Source organism: Streptomyces sp. WM6378 (assembly GCF_001279695.1).
GTDB lineage: Bacteria > Actinomycetota > Actinomycetes > Streptomycetales > Streptomycetaceae > Streptomyces.
The window spans coordinates 195,634-211,429 of the sequence record NZ_LGDD01000306.1 but is presented as its reverse complement, the minus strand read 5'-3'; the positions used below and the strand labels follow the sequence as shown (position 1 = coordinate 211,429).

General features: G+C 73.2%; 15 protein-coding genes. 13 read left to right on the top strand and 2 right to left on the bottom strand.

Annotated features, from left to right (window positions below; genetic code table 11):
• Nucleotides 1–372: 372 nt before the first annotated feature.
• From ADK54_RS28745 to ADK54_RS28710, 8 genes are all read left to right on the top strand, one after another.
• Nucleotides 373–1,251 carry a glycerophosphodiester phosphodiesterase gene (locus ADK54_RS28745; RefSeq protein ID WP_053728636.1) on the top strand — a complete coding sequence of 293 codons (879 nt, stop codon included), beginning with the start codon at nucleotides 373–375 and terminating at the stop codon, nucleotides 1,249–1,251.
• A 96-nt stretch (nucleotides 1,252–1,347) separates the two neighbouring features.
• Nucleotides 1,348–2,340 (top strand): dihydroxyacetone kinase subunit DhaK, encoded by a 993-nt coding sequence (dhaK, locus tag ADK54_RS28740; protein ID WP_053728684.1) that lies wholly within the window; start codon nucleotides 1,348–1,350, stop codon nucleotides 2,338–2,340.
• Nucleotides 2,341–2,362: 22 nt separating this feature from the next.
• Nucleotides 2,363–2,959 carry a dihydroxyacetone kinase subunit DhaL gene (gene dhaL / locus ADK54_RS28735; protein ID WP_053728635.1) on the top strand — a complete coding sequence of 199 codons (597 nt, stop codon included), beginning with the start codon at nucleotides 2,363–2,365 and terminating at the stop codon, nucleotides 2,957–2,959.
• Entirely contained in the window at nucleotides 2,956–3,369 is a 414-nt protein-coding gene (locus ADK54_RS28730; protein ID WP_053728634.1) for a PTS-dependent dihydroxyacetone kinase phosphotransferase subunit DhaM, read from the top strand. Before dhaL ends, ADK54_RS28730 begins: the two co-directional genes overlap by 4 nt.
• Before the next feature lie 123 nt (nucleotides 3,370–3,492).
• A complete protein-coding gene (locus ADK54_RS28725; protein ID WP_053728633.1) occupies nucleotides 3,493–4,284 on the top strand; it encodes a PIG-L deacetylase family protein in 792 nt (263 codons plus the stop codon).
• A gap of 90 nt (nucleotides 4,285–4,374) precedes the next feature.
• Nucleotides 4,375–6,396 (top strand): FAD-dependent oxidoreductase, encoded by a 2,022-nt coding sequence (locus ADK54_RS28720; protein WP_053728632.1) that lies wholly within the window; start codon nucleotides 4,375–4,377, stop codon nucleotides 6,394–6,396.
• A gap of 28 nt (nucleotides 6,397–6,424) precedes the next feature.
• On the top strand, nucleotides 6,425–6,994 hold the full coding sequence (locus ADK54_RS28715) for a PadR family transcriptional regulator (protein ID WP_053728631.1): 570 nt from the start codon (nucleotides 6,425–6,427) through the stop codon (nucleotides 6,992–6,994).
• An 84-nt stretch (nucleotides 6,995–7,078) separates the two neighbouring features.
• Entirely contained in the window at nucleotides 7,079–7,513 is a 435-nt protein-coding gene (locus ADK54_RS28710) for a MarR family winged helix-turn-helix transcriptional regulator (protein ID WP_053728630.1), read from the top strand.
• 13 nt (nucleotides 7,514–7,526) lie between these two features.
• Here ADK54_RS28710 and ADK54_RS28705 read toward each other — a convergent pair whose 3' ends face one another.
• Entirely contained in the window at nucleotides 7,527–8,090 is a 564-nt protein-coding gene (locus ADK54_RS28705; protein WP_053728629.1) for a helix-turn-helix domain-containing protein, read from the bottom strand.
• A 135-nt stretch (nucleotides 8,091–8,225) separates the two neighbouring features.
• On the opposite strand from ADK54_RS28705, the gene ADK54_RS28700 reads away from it, so the two are divergent.
• The 3 genes from ADK54_RS28700 (at nucleotide 8,226) to ADK54_RS28690 (ending at nucleotide 12,673) form a co-directional block, all read left to right on the top strand.
• On the top strand, nucleotides 8,226–9,362 hold the full coding sequence (locus ADK54_RS28700) for an aryl-sulfate sulfotransferase (RefSeq protein ID WP_053728628.1): 1,137 nt from the start codon (nucleotides 8,226–8,228) through the stop codon (nucleotides 9,360–9,362).
• The gene (locus ADK54_RS28695) at nucleotides 9,359–10,690 is read left to right on the top strand and encodes a uracil-xanthine permease family protein (protein ID WP_234392235.1); all 1,332 of its coding nucleotides are present in this window, start codon (nucleotides 9,359–9,361) and stop codon (nucleotides 10,688–10,690) included. Before ADK54_RS28700 ends, ADK54_RS28695 begins: the two co-directional genes overlap by 4 nt.
• A gap of 81 nt (nucleotides 10,691–10,771) precedes the next feature.
• Nucleotides 10,772–12,673: a potassium channel family protein gene (locus tag ADK54_RS28690; protein WP_053728627.1), complete on the top strand. Its 1,902-nt coding sequence runs from the start codon at nucleotides 10,772–10,774 to the stop codon at nucleotides 12,671–12,673.
• Nucleotides 12,674–12,680: 7 nt separating this feature from the next.
• On the opposite strand, the gene lysA is transcribed toward ADK54_RS28690, so the two are convergent.
• Entirely contained in the window at nucleotides 12,681–14,015 is a 1,335-nt protein-coding gene (lysA, locus tag ADK54_RS28685; RefSeq protein ID WP_053728626.1) for a diaminopimelate decarboxylase, read from the bottom strand.
• A 315-nt stretch (nucleotides 14,016–14,330) separates the two neighbouring features.
• On the opposite strand from lysA, the gene ADK54_RS28680 reads away from it, so the two are divergent.
• Nucleotides 14,331–14,894, top strand: coding sequence for a universal stress protein (locus tag ADK54_RS28680; protein ID WP_234392234.1), 564 nt, complete (start codon nucleotides 14,331–14,333; stop codon nucleotides 14,892–14,894).
• 115 nt (nucleotides 14,895–15,009) lie between these two features.
• Nucleotides 15,010–15,786 carry a GNAT family N-acetyltransferase gene (locus tag ADK54_RS28675; RefSeq protein ID WP_053728625.1) on the top strand — a complete coding sequence of 259 codons (777 nt, stop codon included), beginning with the start codon at nucleotides 15,010–15,012 and terminating at the stop codon, nucleotides 15,784–15,786.
• Nucleotides 15,787–15,796 lie beyond the last annotated feature (10 nt).

The following is a 15,796-nucleotide window of genomic DNA, read 5'->3' as shown; positions in this document are numbered from 1 at the left end:
AAATGCGTGGTCCGTATCAACACCAGCTGCCGAAATGCCAAGGCGCGGAACGTTTTCGGGCAGCGTGGAAACAGACGCCACTTCCGAATGCGCCGGGCCGTTCGGTCCGGGGCTGCGGGTGCCCCCGTTTTCCGGGCCCTGCCGCGATCGCGGCCGTCGGGGCCCTCGCCGTCCCATACGGACCGGCGGGCCGTGCCGTTCAGCGAAACGTCCGCTCAGATGCTCGCACTTGGGCCTCCTGGCCGAACGGAAGCCACCCGCACCGGGGAACGCGTCCCCGTTCTTGGTCAGCTCCTCATGGCAACGGCGCTGTGGGGGGCGGCCGGCTGGCACCCTCGCGGAGATCGATCCGAGCCGTCGTGAGGAATGCGCATGCAGCACCGCACCGCTGTGTCCACCGTCGTCAGCGCGCTCTGCGGGGCCCTCGCCCTCGCCCTGCCCGCCCAAGCGGCGTCGGCCCGCCAGGCGGGGCACATCATCGTCTTCGGCCACCGGGGGGCTTCGGCGTACGCCCCGGAGAACACGCTCGACTCCGTACAGCGAGCCGCCGACCTCGGCGTCGACTGGGTGGAGAACGACGTCCAGCGCACCCGCGACGGCGCGCTCGTCGTCATCCACGACACGACACTGGCCCGCACCACCAACGTCGAGCAGCGCTACCCCGACCGGGCGCCCTGGTCCGTGGGTTCGTTCTCGCTCGCCGAGATCAAGCAGCTCGACGCGGGCAGCTGGTTCGGCCCGGACTTCCGGGGCGAGCGCATCCCCACCCTTCAGGAGTACCTGGACCTGCTCGACGACACCGGCCAGGGCCTGCTGCTCGAACTGAAGCAGCCCGAGCTGTACCCGGGCATCGAGCGCCAGACCCTGGACGTCCTGGACCGGGCCGACTGGCTCGACCGGCCGCACCTCGCCCGGCGCCTGATCGTGCAGAGCTTCAGCGCCCCCGCGCTGCGCACCACGCACCGGCTCCGCCCCGAGGTCCGCACCGGCTTCCTCGGCAATCCGCCGGTCTCCCAGCTCAAGCAGTACGCCGCCTTCACCGACGAGATCAACGCGGAGCAGCATTCGGTGACCGCCGCGTACGTCAAGGCGGTGCACGGGATGAAGGGGGCCCATAGCAAGGCGATGCGCATCAACACCTGGACCGTCGACAACGCGCCCGCCGCCACCAAGCTGGTGAGGATGGGGGTCGACGGGATCATCACCGACCGTCCCGACCTCATCGAGAGCGCGACGCGGCGGCGCACGTAGCCGCCACCCTGATGGCACGTCAACTGCCGTGACCGACGAGCTGTCGCGTGATACTGGAGGCCGTCACACTCCGCACGCCTCGCCCTGGAGGTCATGGTGAACATGCTCATCAACGTGCCCGAGACCGTCGTAGCGGACGCGCTGCGCGGGATCGCCGCCGCGCATCCCGCGCTCACGGTCGACGTCGAAAACCGGCTGGTCGTGCGGCGTGACGCACCCGTGGCCGGGCAGGTGGGCCTCGTCTCGGGCGGCGGGTCCGGGCACGAGCCGCTGCACGCGGGCTTCGTGGGGCCGGGCATGCTGTCCGCGGCGTGCCCCGGCGAGGTGTTCACGTCGCCCGTGCCGGATCAGATGGTACGGGCCGCGGCGGCCGTGGACGGCGGCGCCGGGGTGCTGTTCGTCGTCAAGAACTACACCGGCGACGTACTCAACTTCGACATGGCGGCCGAGCTCGCCGAGGACGAGGGCGTGACGATCGCCAAGGTCCTCGTGGACGACGACGTCGCGGTGACCGACAGCCTCTACACGGCGGGGCGGCGCGGCACCGGCGCGACGCTGTTCGTCGAGAAGATCGCCGGGGCGGCCGCCGCGGAGGGCCGGCCCTTGGAGCGGGTCGAGGCGATCGCCCGGCAGGTGAACGCGAACTCGCGCAGTTTCGGGGTGGCCCTGACCGCCTGTTCCACCCCCGCCAAGGGCAGCCCGACCTTCGAACTTCCGCCGGGTGAGCTGGAGTTGGGGGTCGGCATCCACGGCGAGCCGGGGCGGGAGCGGCGGGCGATGATGACCTCGCGGGAGATCGCGGACTACGCCGTGGACGTCGTCCTGGAGGATCTGCGGCCGACGAGCCCCGTGCTGCTCCTCGTCAACGGGATGGGCGCCACGCCCCTGCTCGAACTGTACGGATTCAACGCCGAGGTGCACCGGGTCCTGGCCGAGCGGGGCGTGCCGGTGGCCCGTACGCTCGTGGGGAACTACGTGACCTCGCTCGACATGGCGGGCTGCTCGGTGACGCTCTGTCAGGTCGACGAGGAGCTGCTGCGGTTGTGGGACGCCCCCGTCGACACGGCCGCGCTGCGGTGGGGATGCTGAACCGATGCCTGAAGGAGGGCTTGTGCTCGACGCCGCGTTCATGTGCCGCTGGATGACCGCCACCGCCGCCGCGGTGGACCGGGAGGCGGACCGGCTCACCGATCTCGACTCGGCGATCGGCGACGCCGACCACGGGGCGAACCTGCAGCGCGGCTTCACCGCCGTGACGGCGGTGCTCGACAAGGAGGCGCCCGCCACTCCGGGGGCCGTACTCGCCCTGGCCGGGCGGCAGTTGATTTCCACGGTCGGGGGTGCTTCGGGGCCGCTGTACGGGACGCTGCTTCGCCGCGCCGGCAAGGCCCTCGGGGACGCCGCCGAGGTCACGAGGGAGCAGTTGGCCGAGGCGCTCGGCGCCGGGGTCGCGGCGGTCGCCCAGCTGGGCGGGGCGGCGGCCGGGGACAAGACGATGCTGGACGCGCTGCTGCCGGCGGTCGAGGCGCTCGGCGAGTCCTTCGGCGCGGCGGCGGAGGCGGCCGACGCGGGGGCGCTCGCGACCGTACCGCTGCGTGCCCGCAAGGGCCGGGCCAGTTATCTCGGGGAGCGCTCCGTGGGCCATCAGGATCCGGGGGCGACGTCGTCGGCGCTGCTCATCGGCGCGCTGGCCGAGGCCGCCGCGTGAGCGGGCCGGGCCCGCTGGTCGGGGTGGTGCTCGTCTCGCACAGCGCGGCGGTGGCGGCGTCCGTCGCCGAACTCGCCGAGGGCCTCGCGGGCGGCGGCCCCACCACGCCCGTCGCCCCGGCGGGCGGCCTGCCCGACGGGGGCCTGGGCACCAGTGAGGAACTCATCGTGCGGGCGGCCGAGTCCGTGGACCGCGGCGCGGGCGTGGCCGTCCTGGTGGACCTGGGCAGCGCGGTCCTCACGGTCAAGGCCCTGCTGGCCGAGGGCGACGAACTCCCGCCCGGAACAAGGCTGTTGGATGCCCCGTTCGTGGAGGGCGCGGTGGCCGCGGTCGTCAGCGCGTCGGCGGGCGCGGACCTGGACGCGGTGGAGGCGGCGGCCGCGGAGGCGTACGACTACCGGAAGGTGTGAGGGGCGGAACGCGGCGTGCCGGGCGACTGCGGCACGCCCGGCCCGGGACGTGCGGCTCGCCCGGTTCGAACCGGGCACGTCATCCTGCTGTCGCGCGTCCTCGCCCGGCGCCATCATGAGGACATGAGTGCCTTCAACGACTTGGGCGGCACCGGCGGGCCGCGGCTCGCCCCGCTGCCGGAGGACTGGACCCGTGCGCTGGCCGTCGTGGCGCATCCGGACGACATCGAGTACGGCACAGCGTCGGCGGTCGCCCGCTGGACCGCGCAGGGCAAACAGGTCGGCTATGTCCTGGCGACGCGCGGGGAGGCGGGGATCGACGGGATGCATCCGGACCGGGCCGCGCCGCTGCGCGAGGCCGAGGAGCGGGCCGGGGCGCGCGAGGTCGGGGTCAGTGATGTGGAGTTCCTCGGCCACCGGGACGGGGTGGTGGAGTACGGGATCGAGCTGCGGCGCGACATCACGCGGGCCATCCGCAGGTTCCGGCCGGAGGTGATCTTCTCCGGCGCGTACACGATCCGGATGATCGGCGGGCTGATCAACCAGGCCGACCACCGGGCGGTCGGGCTCGCGGCGCTGGACGCGGCGCGGGACGCCGGGAACCGGTGGGTCTTCCCGGAGCTGACCGAGGAAGGGCTCGAACCGTGGCCCGGGGTGCGTTTCGTCGCGTTCGCGGGGTCGGACCGGCCCACGCACGGGGTGGAGGTGACCGGCGACCCGCTGGAGCGCGGCATCGCCTCCCTCGCCGCGCACGTCGAGTACACCAAGGGGCTCGGCGCGGACGCCGACGCCTTCGCTCCACGCCCCTTCCTGACCTGGATCGCGCGTTCGTCGGGTCCGGCCATGGGAGTGGAGGCCGCCGTGCTCTTCGACGTCCACCGGCTGGCCCCCGAGGGGCCGCCGCCCTGGGTGTGAGCGCCGCCTCAGTGTTATGCAACTTGTTGCATAAGCGGGTTCCGCTGGTCTACAACTGGAGGCGACGACACCCCACCCGGAGGCGCCCCCATGACCGCGTACCCCCATCTGCTGAGCCCCCTCGACCTCGGGTTCACCACCCTGCCCAACCGGGTGCTGATGGGCTCGATGCACATCGGGCTCGAAGAGGCCGAGAACGGCTTCGAGCGGATGGCAGCGTTCTACGCCGAGCGGGCCCGCGGCGGGGTCGGCCTTATGGTCACCGGCGGCATCGCGCCCAACGACGCGGGCCGGCCCTACCCGGGCGGCGCGAAGCTGACCAACGAGGCGGAGGCCGAGCAGCACCGGACCGTCACCGAAGCGGTGCACCGCGAGGGCGGCCGGATCGCGATGCAGATCCTGCACTTCGGCCGGTACGCCTACCACCAGGACCTGGTCGCGCCGAGCGCGCTCCAGGCGCCGATCAGCCCGTTCGTGCCGAATGAGCTGAGCGACGAGCAGGTCGAGCAGACCGTGGCGGACTTCGTGCGGGCGGCCGAGCTCGCGAAGTCCGCCGGGTACGACGGCGTCGAGATCATGGGCTCCGAGGGCTACCTCATCAACGAGTTCGTCGCGGGGGCCACCAACCAGCGCACCGACCGCTGGGGCGGCTCCTACGAGAACCGGATGCGCTTCCCGGTCGAGATCGTGCGCCGCACGCGCGAGCGCCTGGGCACCGACTTCATCCTCATCTACCGACTCTCCATGCTGGACCTGGTGCCCGGCGGCTCGACGCTGGAGGAGGTCATCACCCTCGCGCGGGCCATCGAGGCGGCCGGGGCGACGATCATCAACACCGGCATCGGCTGGCACGAGGCGCGCATCCCGACGATCGCGACCTCGGTGCCCCGGGGCGCCTACACCTGGGTGACGAAGAAGCTCATGGGGTCGGTGTCGATCCCTCTGATCACCAGCAACCGCATCAACACCCCGGAAGTCGCCGAGCAGTTGCTCGCCGATGGCCGGGCGGACATGGTGTCGATGGCACGGCCCTTCCTCGCCGACCCGGAGTTCGTCGCCAAGGCGGGCGCGGGCCGCGCCGAGACCATCAACACCTGCATCGGCTGCAACCAGGCGTGCCTCGACCACACCTTCAGCGGCAAGATCACCTCCTGTCTGGTCAACCCGCGCGCCTGCCACGAGACCGAGCTGGTCCTCTCCCCCACCAAGCTGCGCAAGCGCCTCGCGGTGGTCGGCGCGGGCCCGGCCGGGCTCGCCTTCGCCGTCTCGGCGGCCGGGCGCGGGCACGCCGTCACCCTCTTCGACGCCTCCGACCGGATCGGCGGCCAGCTGAACATCGCCAAGCGGGTGCCCGGCAAGGAGGAGTTCGACGAGACGCTGCGCTACTTCCGTACGCAGCTCGAACTGCACGGCGTGGACGTCCGGTTGAACACCGAGGTGGCCGCGGCCGACCTCGACGACGGCTCGTACGACGAGATCGTGATCGCGACCGGCGTCACCCCGCGCACCCCCGAGATCCCGGGCTCGAACCACCCGAGCGTCGTCACCTACCTCGACGTGCTGCGCGACGGGGCGCCGGTCGGCGAGCGGGTCGCGGTCGTCGGCGCGGGCGGCATCGGCTTCGACGTCGCCGAGTTCCTCACCGACGGCGGCGACGCGGCCGGCCTGGACGCCGAGACGTACTTCCGGCAGTGGGGCGTCGACACCACGTACGGCTCGCGCGGCGGGCTGCGCAAGGCCGAGCGGCCCAAGCCGCCGCGCCAGGTGCACCTGCTCCAGCGCAAGACGACGAAGGTCGGCGCGGGCCTCGGCAAGACGACGGGCTGGATCCACCGCACCGAGCTCAAGCACCGCGGCGTCACCATGGTCCCGGGCGTGCGCTACGACCGGATCGACGACGCGGGCCTGCACATCACCGTGGACGGCGAGTCGACCGTGCTGCCCGTCGACACGGTCGTGCTGTGCGCGGGCCAGGAGTCGCGGCGCGGCCTGTACGAGGAGCTCAGCGCGGCCGGCGCGACGGTGCACCTGATCGGCGGCGCCGACGTGGCCGCCGAACTGGACGCCAAGCGCGCCATCGACCAGGGCACCCGGCTGGCCGCCACGCTCTGAGGCGAGCGGCCGAACCTAGGATGCGGTCATGTCCCTCCCGCACGCGATCCTGACCGCACTGCTCGAAAAGCCCTCCTCGGGGCTTGAGCTGACCCGCCGCTTCGACAAGTCGATCGGCTACTTCTGGTCGGCCACGCATCAGCAGATCTATCGCGAACTGGGAAAGCTGGAGCAGTCCGGGTTCATCCGCGCGCTGCCGTCCGCCGCCCCGGCCCGCGGGCAGAAGAAGGAGTACGAGGTGCTGCCCGCGGGCCGGGCCGAGCTCGCCCAGTGGGCGGCGGCCGGCCAGGCCCCGAAGCCGATGCGGGACCCGCTGCTGCTGCGGATGCGGGCGGCGGCGGTGATCGGCACGGGCGGCCTGCGGGCCGAGCTGGAGCGCCATCTCGCCCTGCACCACGCCCAATTGACGACGTATCACGGGATCGAGGAGAAGGACTTCCCGCCGGAGCGGGACAGCGAGCAGGACCGGCTGCGGCATCTGGTGCTGCGCGGCGGCATCGAGCTGGAGACGTTCTGGATCGGCTGGCTGACCGAGGCGCTCGGCACCCTGGGCGAGGAGCCGCCGGAGTCCCTGGGCGAAGGGCTGCCCGAGAAGTGAGGCGAAGCATCCGGCGCGGCGTTCCCCGCATCCATCAAGGCGTTGTATTCTACAACCCGCCATGGAGACGAAAGGGGATCAGTCGTGCTCAGCCGAGACCAGTCGGTCATCACCATTCAGCGTGAGCTGACCGCGTTCGCCCGGCGCGCCCGGGCCGCCGCCGCCCGGATGCACCCGGAGCTCTCGCTCGTCTCGTTCACCCTGCTCTCCCATCTGGAGGACCAGCAGGGCTGCCGGGCGACCGATCTGGCCGCCTACTACATGCTCGACAAGTCGACGATCAGCCGTCAGATCGCGGGGCTCGAAAAGCTCGGCTTCGTCGAGCGCATCAGCGACCCCGACGACCACCGCATCCAGGTGCTCCAGCTGACCCCGGCGGGCACCGCCAAGCTCGCCGAGGCGGCGGAACTGCGCCGCCAGGCCTTCCACGACCGGCTCGCCGACTGGGCACCTCAGGACCTGGACCGGTTCGCTGAGTACCTGCTGCGCTACAACAGCCTTGCGGAGAGCGGCAGTTGAGACTCTCCTGACCTCAGGATCCCCGGACGTGGTCGGAGACGGCGACGACGAGGACCCGGGTGCCGGGCAGCGTCGCACGCCAGCGGTGGCGCACCCCGCCGGTGAGATACAGGGTGTCGCCCTTCGACAGGGTGTAGCCGCGCCCTTCCGCCTCGACCTCGGCGGCGCCGTCCGCCACATACATCAACTCGTCGTTGTGGTGCAGGAATTCGCGGTCCGCCGCCCGCTCGCCGGTGAACTCCAGGGCGTGCATCTGATGGCGGCCCCGCACCAGCGGGCGCACCCCGGCGTCGCGTGACAGGCCCGCGTCGTCGTCGGCGCGTACGACGTCGACCGTGCGGTCCGTCGCATCGGCGGCGGCGAGCAGTTCCACGGCCGTCGTGTTCAGGGCGTCCGCCATGCGCTGGAGGGAGCGCATGCTGGGGCGGGCCCGCTCGTTCTCGATCTGGCTGAGGAACGGTACGGACAGGCCGCTGCGTTCCGCGACGGCCGCGAGCGTGAGGTCGAGCGCCCGCCGCCGACGGCGCACCGCGCCCCCCAGGCGCGGCCCCGCACCCGTCCCACCTGTGTCGTTCATCCGCACTGCCCTCCCTCGGGATCACCTTACGCACCGCGCGGGACGGTTTCGTACGCCCGTCACACCGCCGACACACAACGCCTCTACCTTCGAAGCTGTTTGAGGACATCAAAGAAACTTTGAAGGAGTGTCGTCGTGACCACTCGCCCGACCGTCGTCGACCAGAACCAGCGCCGCCGGCGCGGCACCGGTCTCATCGCGCTCGACCCGGACGCGGCCTGCCCGGGCTTCACGCTGTATGCGCCGCTGACCGGGGGCGGCGAGGTGTATCTGGTGGACCTGCGCGGCGAGGCCGTCCACACCTGGCACCTCCCCTACCGGCCGGGGCGGCACGCCCGGATCCTCGGCAACGGAAACCTCGCCTACAACGGCGTACTGCCGGGCCAGGAGGCGCTGTTCCCGATGTGGCACAAGTACCGTGGCGGCGTAATGCTGGAGGCCACGCCGGACGGCACGGTCGTGCGCGAGCACCGCGATCCCCTCCAGCACCACGACGCCCACCACCTCGACGACGGCCGCATCCTCTACACCGGGCTCGAACCGCTGCGCGGCGCCGAGGCGGCCGGGGTCCTCGGCGGGGTGGCCGGTTCCGAGGCCGCCGGAGGAACGGTGTGGGCCGACACCATCAGGGAGGTCGGACCCGACGGCGGCGAGCTGTGGTCCTGGCGGGCCGCCGACCACCTAGACCGGGCCGAGTACGCGCTGCACCTCGACTACGCGCGTGAGCACTGGCCGCTCATCAACAGCGTCACCCCGCTTGCCGACGGGAACGTCCTGGCCAGTCTGCGCAGCGTGTCCGCGGTGGTCGTCATCAGCCGGGACACCGGCGAGATCCTGTGGCGCACCGGCCCCGGCACGGTCTCCCAGCAGCACCATCCCACCGAGCTGGCCGGCGGCAACGTCCTGGTCTTCGACAACGGCGTCTTCCGGCCGGGCCACGACGTGCCGTATTCGCGCGTCGTCGAGATCGAACGCGCCGGCGGCCGGGTCGTGTGGGAGTACCACGACCCGGCCCGCGAATCGTTCTTCGCCCCCTTCATGGGATCGGCCCAGCGGCTGCCCAACGGCAACACGCTGGTCACCGACTCCCCCGCGGGCCGCCTCTTCGAAGTGACCCAACAGGGCTATTTGTGCTGGGAGTTCATCGTGCCGCAGTTCGGCGGCTACGAGGAGTCCGAGGTGCGGCGGCTCTTCCCGGCCGAGCCGAACGCGGTGTTCCGCGCCTACCGGTACGCGGCCGAGGAGCTGCCCTGGCTGGAGGCGCGCCCATGACGTCGCCCGTCGACGAGCGGGTCCCGCTCGGACGGCTCGCCCCGCTCGCCGTGCAGCATGTGCTCGCCATGGTCGCGGCGCCCGTCTCCACCGTCTTCCTCACCGCGGCGGCCCTGCGGCTGCCGCCCGACCGGACCGCCTCGCTGCTCAGCGCGGTCCTGGTGCTGTGCGGTGCGGGGTCGCTCCTCCAGTCGCTCGGCTTCTGGGCCTTCGGGGCCCGGCTGCCGTTCGTGATGCTGCCGGGCGGGGCGGCCGCCGCGCTGTTCCTCCAGATCGCCCATGACCACGGCCCCGCCGTGGCGAGCGGCTCGGTGCTGCTCGCGGCGGCGCTGCTCCTCGCCGTGCTGCCGCTGTACGCCCGCGTGGTGCGGCTCTTCCCGCCGCTGGTGATGGGCGTGACCGTGCTCCTGATCGGGATCTCCATGATCCGGGTCGCAGCCCAGCTCGTCACGGGCCCCGGCGGCACGGCGGCGCCGCGTGCCGTCGCCCTGGCCGCGGCGACCGTGGCGGCGACGGTCCTGGCCCATCTCGTGCTGCGCGGGGTGTGGCGGCGTACGGCCGTGCTCATCGGCATGGCTGTGGGCACGCTCGTCGCGGTGACGACGGGGCTCGGCGCGGTCACCCCGGCCGCGGGCTCCGGCTTCTCGCTGCCGGGCCTCTTGCCTTACGGCGCTCCGGAGTTCGACCCGGTGGCGGCCCTGCCGCTGCTCGTGTTCAGCCTCACCACGCTGGCCGAGATCACCGGCCAGAGCGTGCTGAGCAGCGAGACCGCGGGGCGCGTGCCCGACCCGGGCCGCGACGTGCCGAGGATGGCCCGCGCCGACGCCCTCGTCTCGCTCGTCGGCGGCCTCTTCGGTACGTCGCTGATGGTGACCAGCGCCGAGAACATCGGGATCGGCCGCCTCACCGGGGTCCGCAGCCGGTACGTGACGGCAGGCGCGGGCGGCCTGCTGGTCCTGGCCGGGCTGCTCTCCCCCCTCTCGCGTCTCGTGGCGGGGCTGCCGACCGCGGTCGTCGGCGGCTCGGCCCTCGTCGTATACGCGGTCATCGCCGTCATGGGCGTCGAGATGCTGGCCCGCGCGGAACTCGGCGAGCGCTCGCACTCCCTGGTGGCAGCGCTCGCACTCGCGGTAGGTCTGCTACCCCTGCTCGCCCCCGGCCTCTACGACGGATTCCCCGGCTGGTTCCGCACGGTCGCGGGCAGCGGGGTGGTCGCCGGGACGCTCGCAGCGGTCCTTCTGCACGCCCTGTTCACAACGTCCGCCGTCCACAGGGACGTTCGGGCGCCGCGCCCCGAACCGGCCGCCCGTCGACGCGACGCCACCTGATGGGGCAAGGTCTGGGGTGTGCCTTCACTTCCTCAGCAGCCGCTCCCGTCCCAGCCCTGGGCGGGGCCGCCCGTCGGACACATGGTCGTCAGCGGGGACGACGCGCTCGCCCACCGGCTCGCCGGTGAGCTGCGCGAGGTGTACGGCGAGCGCGTCGTCCTCGTCGTGCCGCCGGAGAACGTGACCCGCTCGGCCCAACTCCCCGCGGGCGGCCGGGCCAGGGCCTCGGCGCTGTTCGGCCGCATGTCGTCCGCGATGCTCCGCACCCCCGTGCCCGGCTCCGAGCGGGCGAGCGACTCCCGGCTCGTCGAGGCGGTGGAGCCGAACGACGGGGCGCTCATCGAGGCCGGCATCGAGCAGGCCGCCGCGCTCGCGCTGGTGCACGGCGACGACGAGACGAACATCCGGGCCGCATTGATCGCCCGGCGTCTCAACCCGCGCGTCCGGCTCGTCATCCGGCTCTACAACCGCAAACTCGGCCAGTATCTCCAGGAGTTGCTCGACCAGGCGGCGGCTCTCGCGGCGCCGGATCCCGGCGCGGCCGCGTCCGAGACGTCCACCACCGTGCTGTCCGATGCCGACACCGCCGCGCCCGCACTGGCCGCCACCGCCCTCGCGGGCACCAGCAAGGTCGTGCACGCCGACGGGGTGCTGCTGCGGGCCGGGCAGCGCCCGCCGCCGCGCCGCGGCGAAGTCACCGACCCGGGGCTGTGCACGCTGGCCCTGCTCTCGTCGACCACCAACGACCCTGCGGGCGCGGAGGGTTCGGACCGCAGCGGCTCGGAAGGACCCCGCCTGCTGCCCGACGAGCGGTCGATGGACGAGGCCGACCGGCGCGGCCGGGTCGTCCTGGAGACCGTCACCTACACCGGCCCCGCCCAGCCCCCGGGCCGCCTCACCGATCTCGGCGCGCCGCTGGGCCGGCTGTTCTCGCGCAGGCTGCGCTGGTCGCTCGCCGGGATCGTCGCCTCGGTGATCGCCCTTGCCATCGCGACCTGGCTCACCACCGGCGACGATCCGCTGCACGCCGCCTATCTGACCCTGCTCGACATCTTCGCCATCGACGACCCGGCCATCGACCAGCCCGTGGGCCGCCAGATCCTCCAACTGCTGTCAGGACTGACCGGGTTGCTGTTGCTGCCGGTCCTGATCGCCGCCGTCCTGGAAGGGCTCGGCACTTTCCGCAACGCCTCCGCGCTGCCCCGCCCCTCGCGTGGACTCTCCGGGCACGTGGTGCTGCTCGGCATGGGCAAGATCGGCGCCCGGGTCCTGGTGCGCCTGCGCGAGCTCGACATCCCCGTCGTGTGCGTGGAGTCCGACCCGGAGGCCCGCGGCATCGCGCTCGCCCGGCGGCTGCGCGTGCCCACCGTCATCGGCGACGTCACCCAGGAGGGCATCCTGGAGTCGGCCCGCATCCACCGGGCCGACGCCCTGCTCGCGCTGACCAGCTCGGACACCACCAACCTGGAAGCCGCCCTGTACGCCCGCTCGGTGAAGCCCGATCTGCGGGTCGTGATGCGGCTGTACGACGACGACTTCGCGACCGCCGTCTACCGCACCCTGCGCGCCGCCCACCCGCAGGCCATGACCCGCAGCCGCAGCGTCTCGCACCTGGCGGCGCCCGCCTTCGCCGGAGCCATGATGGGCCGTCAGATCCTGGGCGCCATACCGGTGGAGCGCAAGGTACTGCTCTTCGCGGCCGTCGACGTGGCGGGCCATCCGCAACTGGAGGGCCGTACCGTCGAGGAGGCGTTCCGCGAAGGCGCCTGGCGGGTGCTCGCGCTCGACACGTCCTCGCCCGCCGACCGGGTCCCCGACCTGGGCGCCGCCCGCCGCCGGGGCGGGGGCGCCCCGGGCGACCTGGTGTGGCAGCTGCCGCCCGGGTACGTGCTGCGGCCCGAGGACCGGATCGTGCTCGCCGCGACCCGGCGGGGCCTGGCCGAACTCCTCGGCCGCCGCCCCTCCTCGCGAGTGGCCCCGTGAGGGCGGCCTACAGCCCGACGTCGCGGCTGCGGAAGTCCTCCAGGGACTCGCGGCGCACCAGGAGCCGGGCGTGCCCGTCGGCGACGGCGACCACCGGCGGGCGGCCCACCATGTTGTAGCCGGACGCCATGGACAGCTGGTAGGCGCCCGCCACCGGCACGGCGAGCAGGTCGCCGGGGTGGACGTCGCCGGGCAGGTCCACCGCGGAGGCGAGCACGTCGCCCGCCTCGCAGTGCCGGCCGACGACGGTCGCCTTGCAGGTCTTGGCGGTTGAGGCCCGCCCGATCAGCCGGGGTGCGTAGCGCACTCCGTACAGGGCGGGCCGCGGGTTGTCGCTCATGCCGCCGTCGACGGCGACGAAGAGGTTGTCGCCGGTGCGTTTGACGGCGAGTACGCGGTAGAGCGCGACGCCCGCGGGGCCGACGACCGCACGGCCCGGTTCGACGAGCAGCCGGGGCACGTCGAGGCCGGCCGCCGCGCAGCTCTCGGCGAGCTCGGCGCGCATGCGGCGGGCCAGCGTCGTGATGTCGAGCCCGTCCTCGCCGGGCCGGTAGGCGACGCCGTGCCCGCCGCCCATGTCGAGCTCGGGCAGCACGATGCCGTGGACGTCCCGGAGCCGGGCCATCAGGCCGACCATGCGGCGCACCGCCGACAGGTACGGCTTGACGGTGGTGATCTGTGATCCCAAGTGGCAGTGCAGTCCGGTCAGTTCGAGCTGGGGCTGGCCGAGGATGCGGGCGATGGCGTGCTGGGCGTGGCCGTCGGTGAGGGAGAGGCCGAACTTCTGGTCGTCCGTACCGGTACGGATCTTGTCGTGGCCGCCCGCGCTGATCCCGGGCACCACCCGGACCATCACCTTCTGGTGGCCGTGCGGCCCGACGGCGGCGGCGAGCCGGGCGATCTCGGACGGGCTGTCGATGACGATGCGGCCGACGCCGAGGCGCAGCGCGGCCTCGATGTCGTGCGGGGACTTGGCGTTGCCGTGCAGCACGATCCGTTCGGCCGGGAATCCGGCGGTGACGGCGAGTTCGAGCTCGCCCGCGGAGCACACGTCGAGGCCGAGCCCTTCCTCGTCGACCCAGTGCGCCATGGCCCGGCACAGGAACGCCTTGGCGGCGTAGAGGACTTCGGCCTCGGGGAACGCGCTGCGGTAGGTGCGGCAGCGCTCGCGGACCTCGCCCTCGTCGAGGACGTAGGCGGGGGTGCCGAAGCGTTCGGCGATCTCGGCGAGCGGGACGGCGCCCACCGCGAGGCCGCCGTGGCCGAGCCGCGCGGTGGAGGCCGGCCACACCGACAGGTCGTCGGCGGACGTCAGGCCGGTCGGCAGGTTCATGGTGGTCATGGGCTGCTTACTCCTTCTCGCTCCTGCTCAGCCGATCCACAGGGCGAGCGCGTCGGCGACGACGGCGGCTCCGGTCACGGTGGTTGGTGCGGCCCCGGCACGGGGAGGCGGGCCGGGGCACGTCGGCGACGCTACGCCCGCGGGGCCCGGCCGACCGGCGCCCTGACGCGATGCTGACGGGAAGGGGAGGTGTGCTGACGGGATGCTGACGCGGCGGCAGTCCCGGCGTCATGAGCCCGTCAGTTTCTCCCGCCCGCTCGTCAGGAAAGCGCCAACGCGCGCTGCGATCAGCCGTCCAGGGGCTTTGCTCAACGGATGAGCGGAAGGCGATACGAGTACGAGGTGGACGTCATGGACCGGGCCGGCGGGCGACGGGTTGTGGCCGGGGTCAGCGGCTCGCTGGGCAGTCTGACGGCGCTGCACCGCGCGGCGCGGGAGGCGGAGCTCGGTGGGGGCACGCTGATGGCGGTCCTCGCCTGGGCTCCGCCCGGCGGCGAACTCGGCCACCGGGGCTCGCCGGATCCGGGGCTGCTCGCCGAGTGGCGCAAGCTGGCGGGCGAACAACTCGTCCAGGCCCTCGACACGGCTTTCGGCCCGGCCGGGCCGTCCGTGCCGCTCGAAGCGATGGTCGTACGGGGCACGCCGGGGGCCGTTCTGGTGGAGGCCGCGCGGGAGCCCGAGCACCTGCTCGTCCTCGGCGCCGGCACCCGCGGCCGGCTCCGCCGTGCGCTGCGTCCTTCGGTGGCCCGCTACTGCCTCGCGCACGCCACCTGCCCGGTCCTCGCCGTGCCGCCCTCCCCCTTGGAGCACGAACTGGCGGCCCTTCACCGGCTCGTCGCGTGGCGACGCCCCCTGGACCCGAGCGAGCTGGCGAAGTGAACGCCGCCCGCCACAGGGCCGTCGAGGAGGGCCGCGTTCTCCTGACGTCCGAGCCAGCTCGCCTCGCTCCTCATCGGCCCCGAGGCCTTACCCCCGCCCCCGAACGGAGCTCGTCGTGATCGAACTTCGCCCCTACCAACTCGCCGCCCACACCCGCTGGTTGTGCGCCGCCGAGCCGGGCCCGGCGGCCCTGGCCGAGCACGTACTGACCACCGGGAACGGACACGGGTGGGCCGACCGCGCCGTACAACCGCGCGCGATCGCCCTCGACTGCGCGGGCCACGTGCTGCTGCGCGGCGACCCGGGCGCGCTCGATCCGGCGGGCCTGGCACCGCTGGCACACCGCTACGTCGAGGCACCCGGCCGCTTCCTGCCGGTCCTCGGCGCTTCCTTCGACCGGGTCGTGCCGCGGGAGCGGATGGTGTACGTGCAGCGGGAGCCGGCCGCTGCCCCGCGTCCCCCGCGCGGCGTGACGATCCGCCCGCTGACCTCGGCCGACGCGCCCGCACTCGTCAGGATCGCACCCGACTCGGCCTGGATTCACGCCAGTTGGGGCGGACCGTCGGGGCTCGGCCGTTCCGGACACGCCTGGGGCGCCTTCCGCCAAGGGGCCCTCCTCGCCGTCGCCTGCACCTACTTCCGGGGCAGCTCGTACGAGGACATCGCGGTGGTCACCGCCCCGGACCAGCGCCGCCAGCAGCTCGCCCTGGGCTGCGTGGTCGCGCTGAGCCGCGACACAGCGGCGCGCGGCCGCACCGCGAGCTGGACCTGCTCCCGCTACGACCGGGCGAGCCGGCTCCTCGCCTGGACGGCCGGATTCCGGCTGGTGCGCGAGTACGTCCACTACGCGACGGGCGCGCCGAGCGTGCAGGGCGCCCGCATCCCGGCGTGACCGGGCCGCC

Bases quoted from the DNA above. Each gene is read 5' to 3' on its own strand.
- ADK54_RS28745 (WP_053728636.1), top strand. From the start codon at position 373: ATGCAGCACCGCACCGCTGTGTCCACCGTCGTCAGCGCGCTCTGCGGG.
- ADK54_RS28725 (WP_053728633.1), top strand. From the start codon at position 3,493: ATGAGTGCCTTCAACGACTTGGGCGGCACCGGCGGGCCGCGGCTCGCC.
- ADK54_RS28720 (WP_053728632.1), top strand. From the start codon at position 4,375: ATGACCGCGTACCCCCATCTGCTGAGCCCCCTCGACCTCGGGTTCACC.
- ADK54_RS28715 (WP_053728631.1), top strand. From the start codon at position 6,425: ATGTCCCTCCCGCACGCGATCCTGACCGCACTGCTCGAAAAGCCCTCC.
- ADK54_RS28705 (WP_053728629.1), bottom strand. From the start codon at position 8,090: ATGAACGACACAGGTGGGACGGGTGCGGGGCCGCGCCTGGGGGGCGCG.
- ADK54_RS28695 (WP_234392235.1), top strand. From the start codon at position 9,359: ATGACGTCGCCCGTCGACGAGCGGGTCCCGCTCGGACGGCTCGCCCCG.
- ADK54_RS28690 (WP_053728627.1), top strand. From the start codon at position 10,772: ATGGTCGTCAGCGGGGACGACGCGCTCGCCCACCGGCTCGCCGGTGAG.
- lysA (WP_053728626.1), bottom strand. From the start codon at position 14,015: ATGACCACCATGAACCTGCCGACCGGCCTGACGTCCGCCGACGACCTG.
- ADK54_RS28680 (WP_234392234.1), top strand. From the start codon at position 14,331: ATGAGCGGAAGGCGATACGAGTACGAGGTGGACGTCATGGACCGGGCC.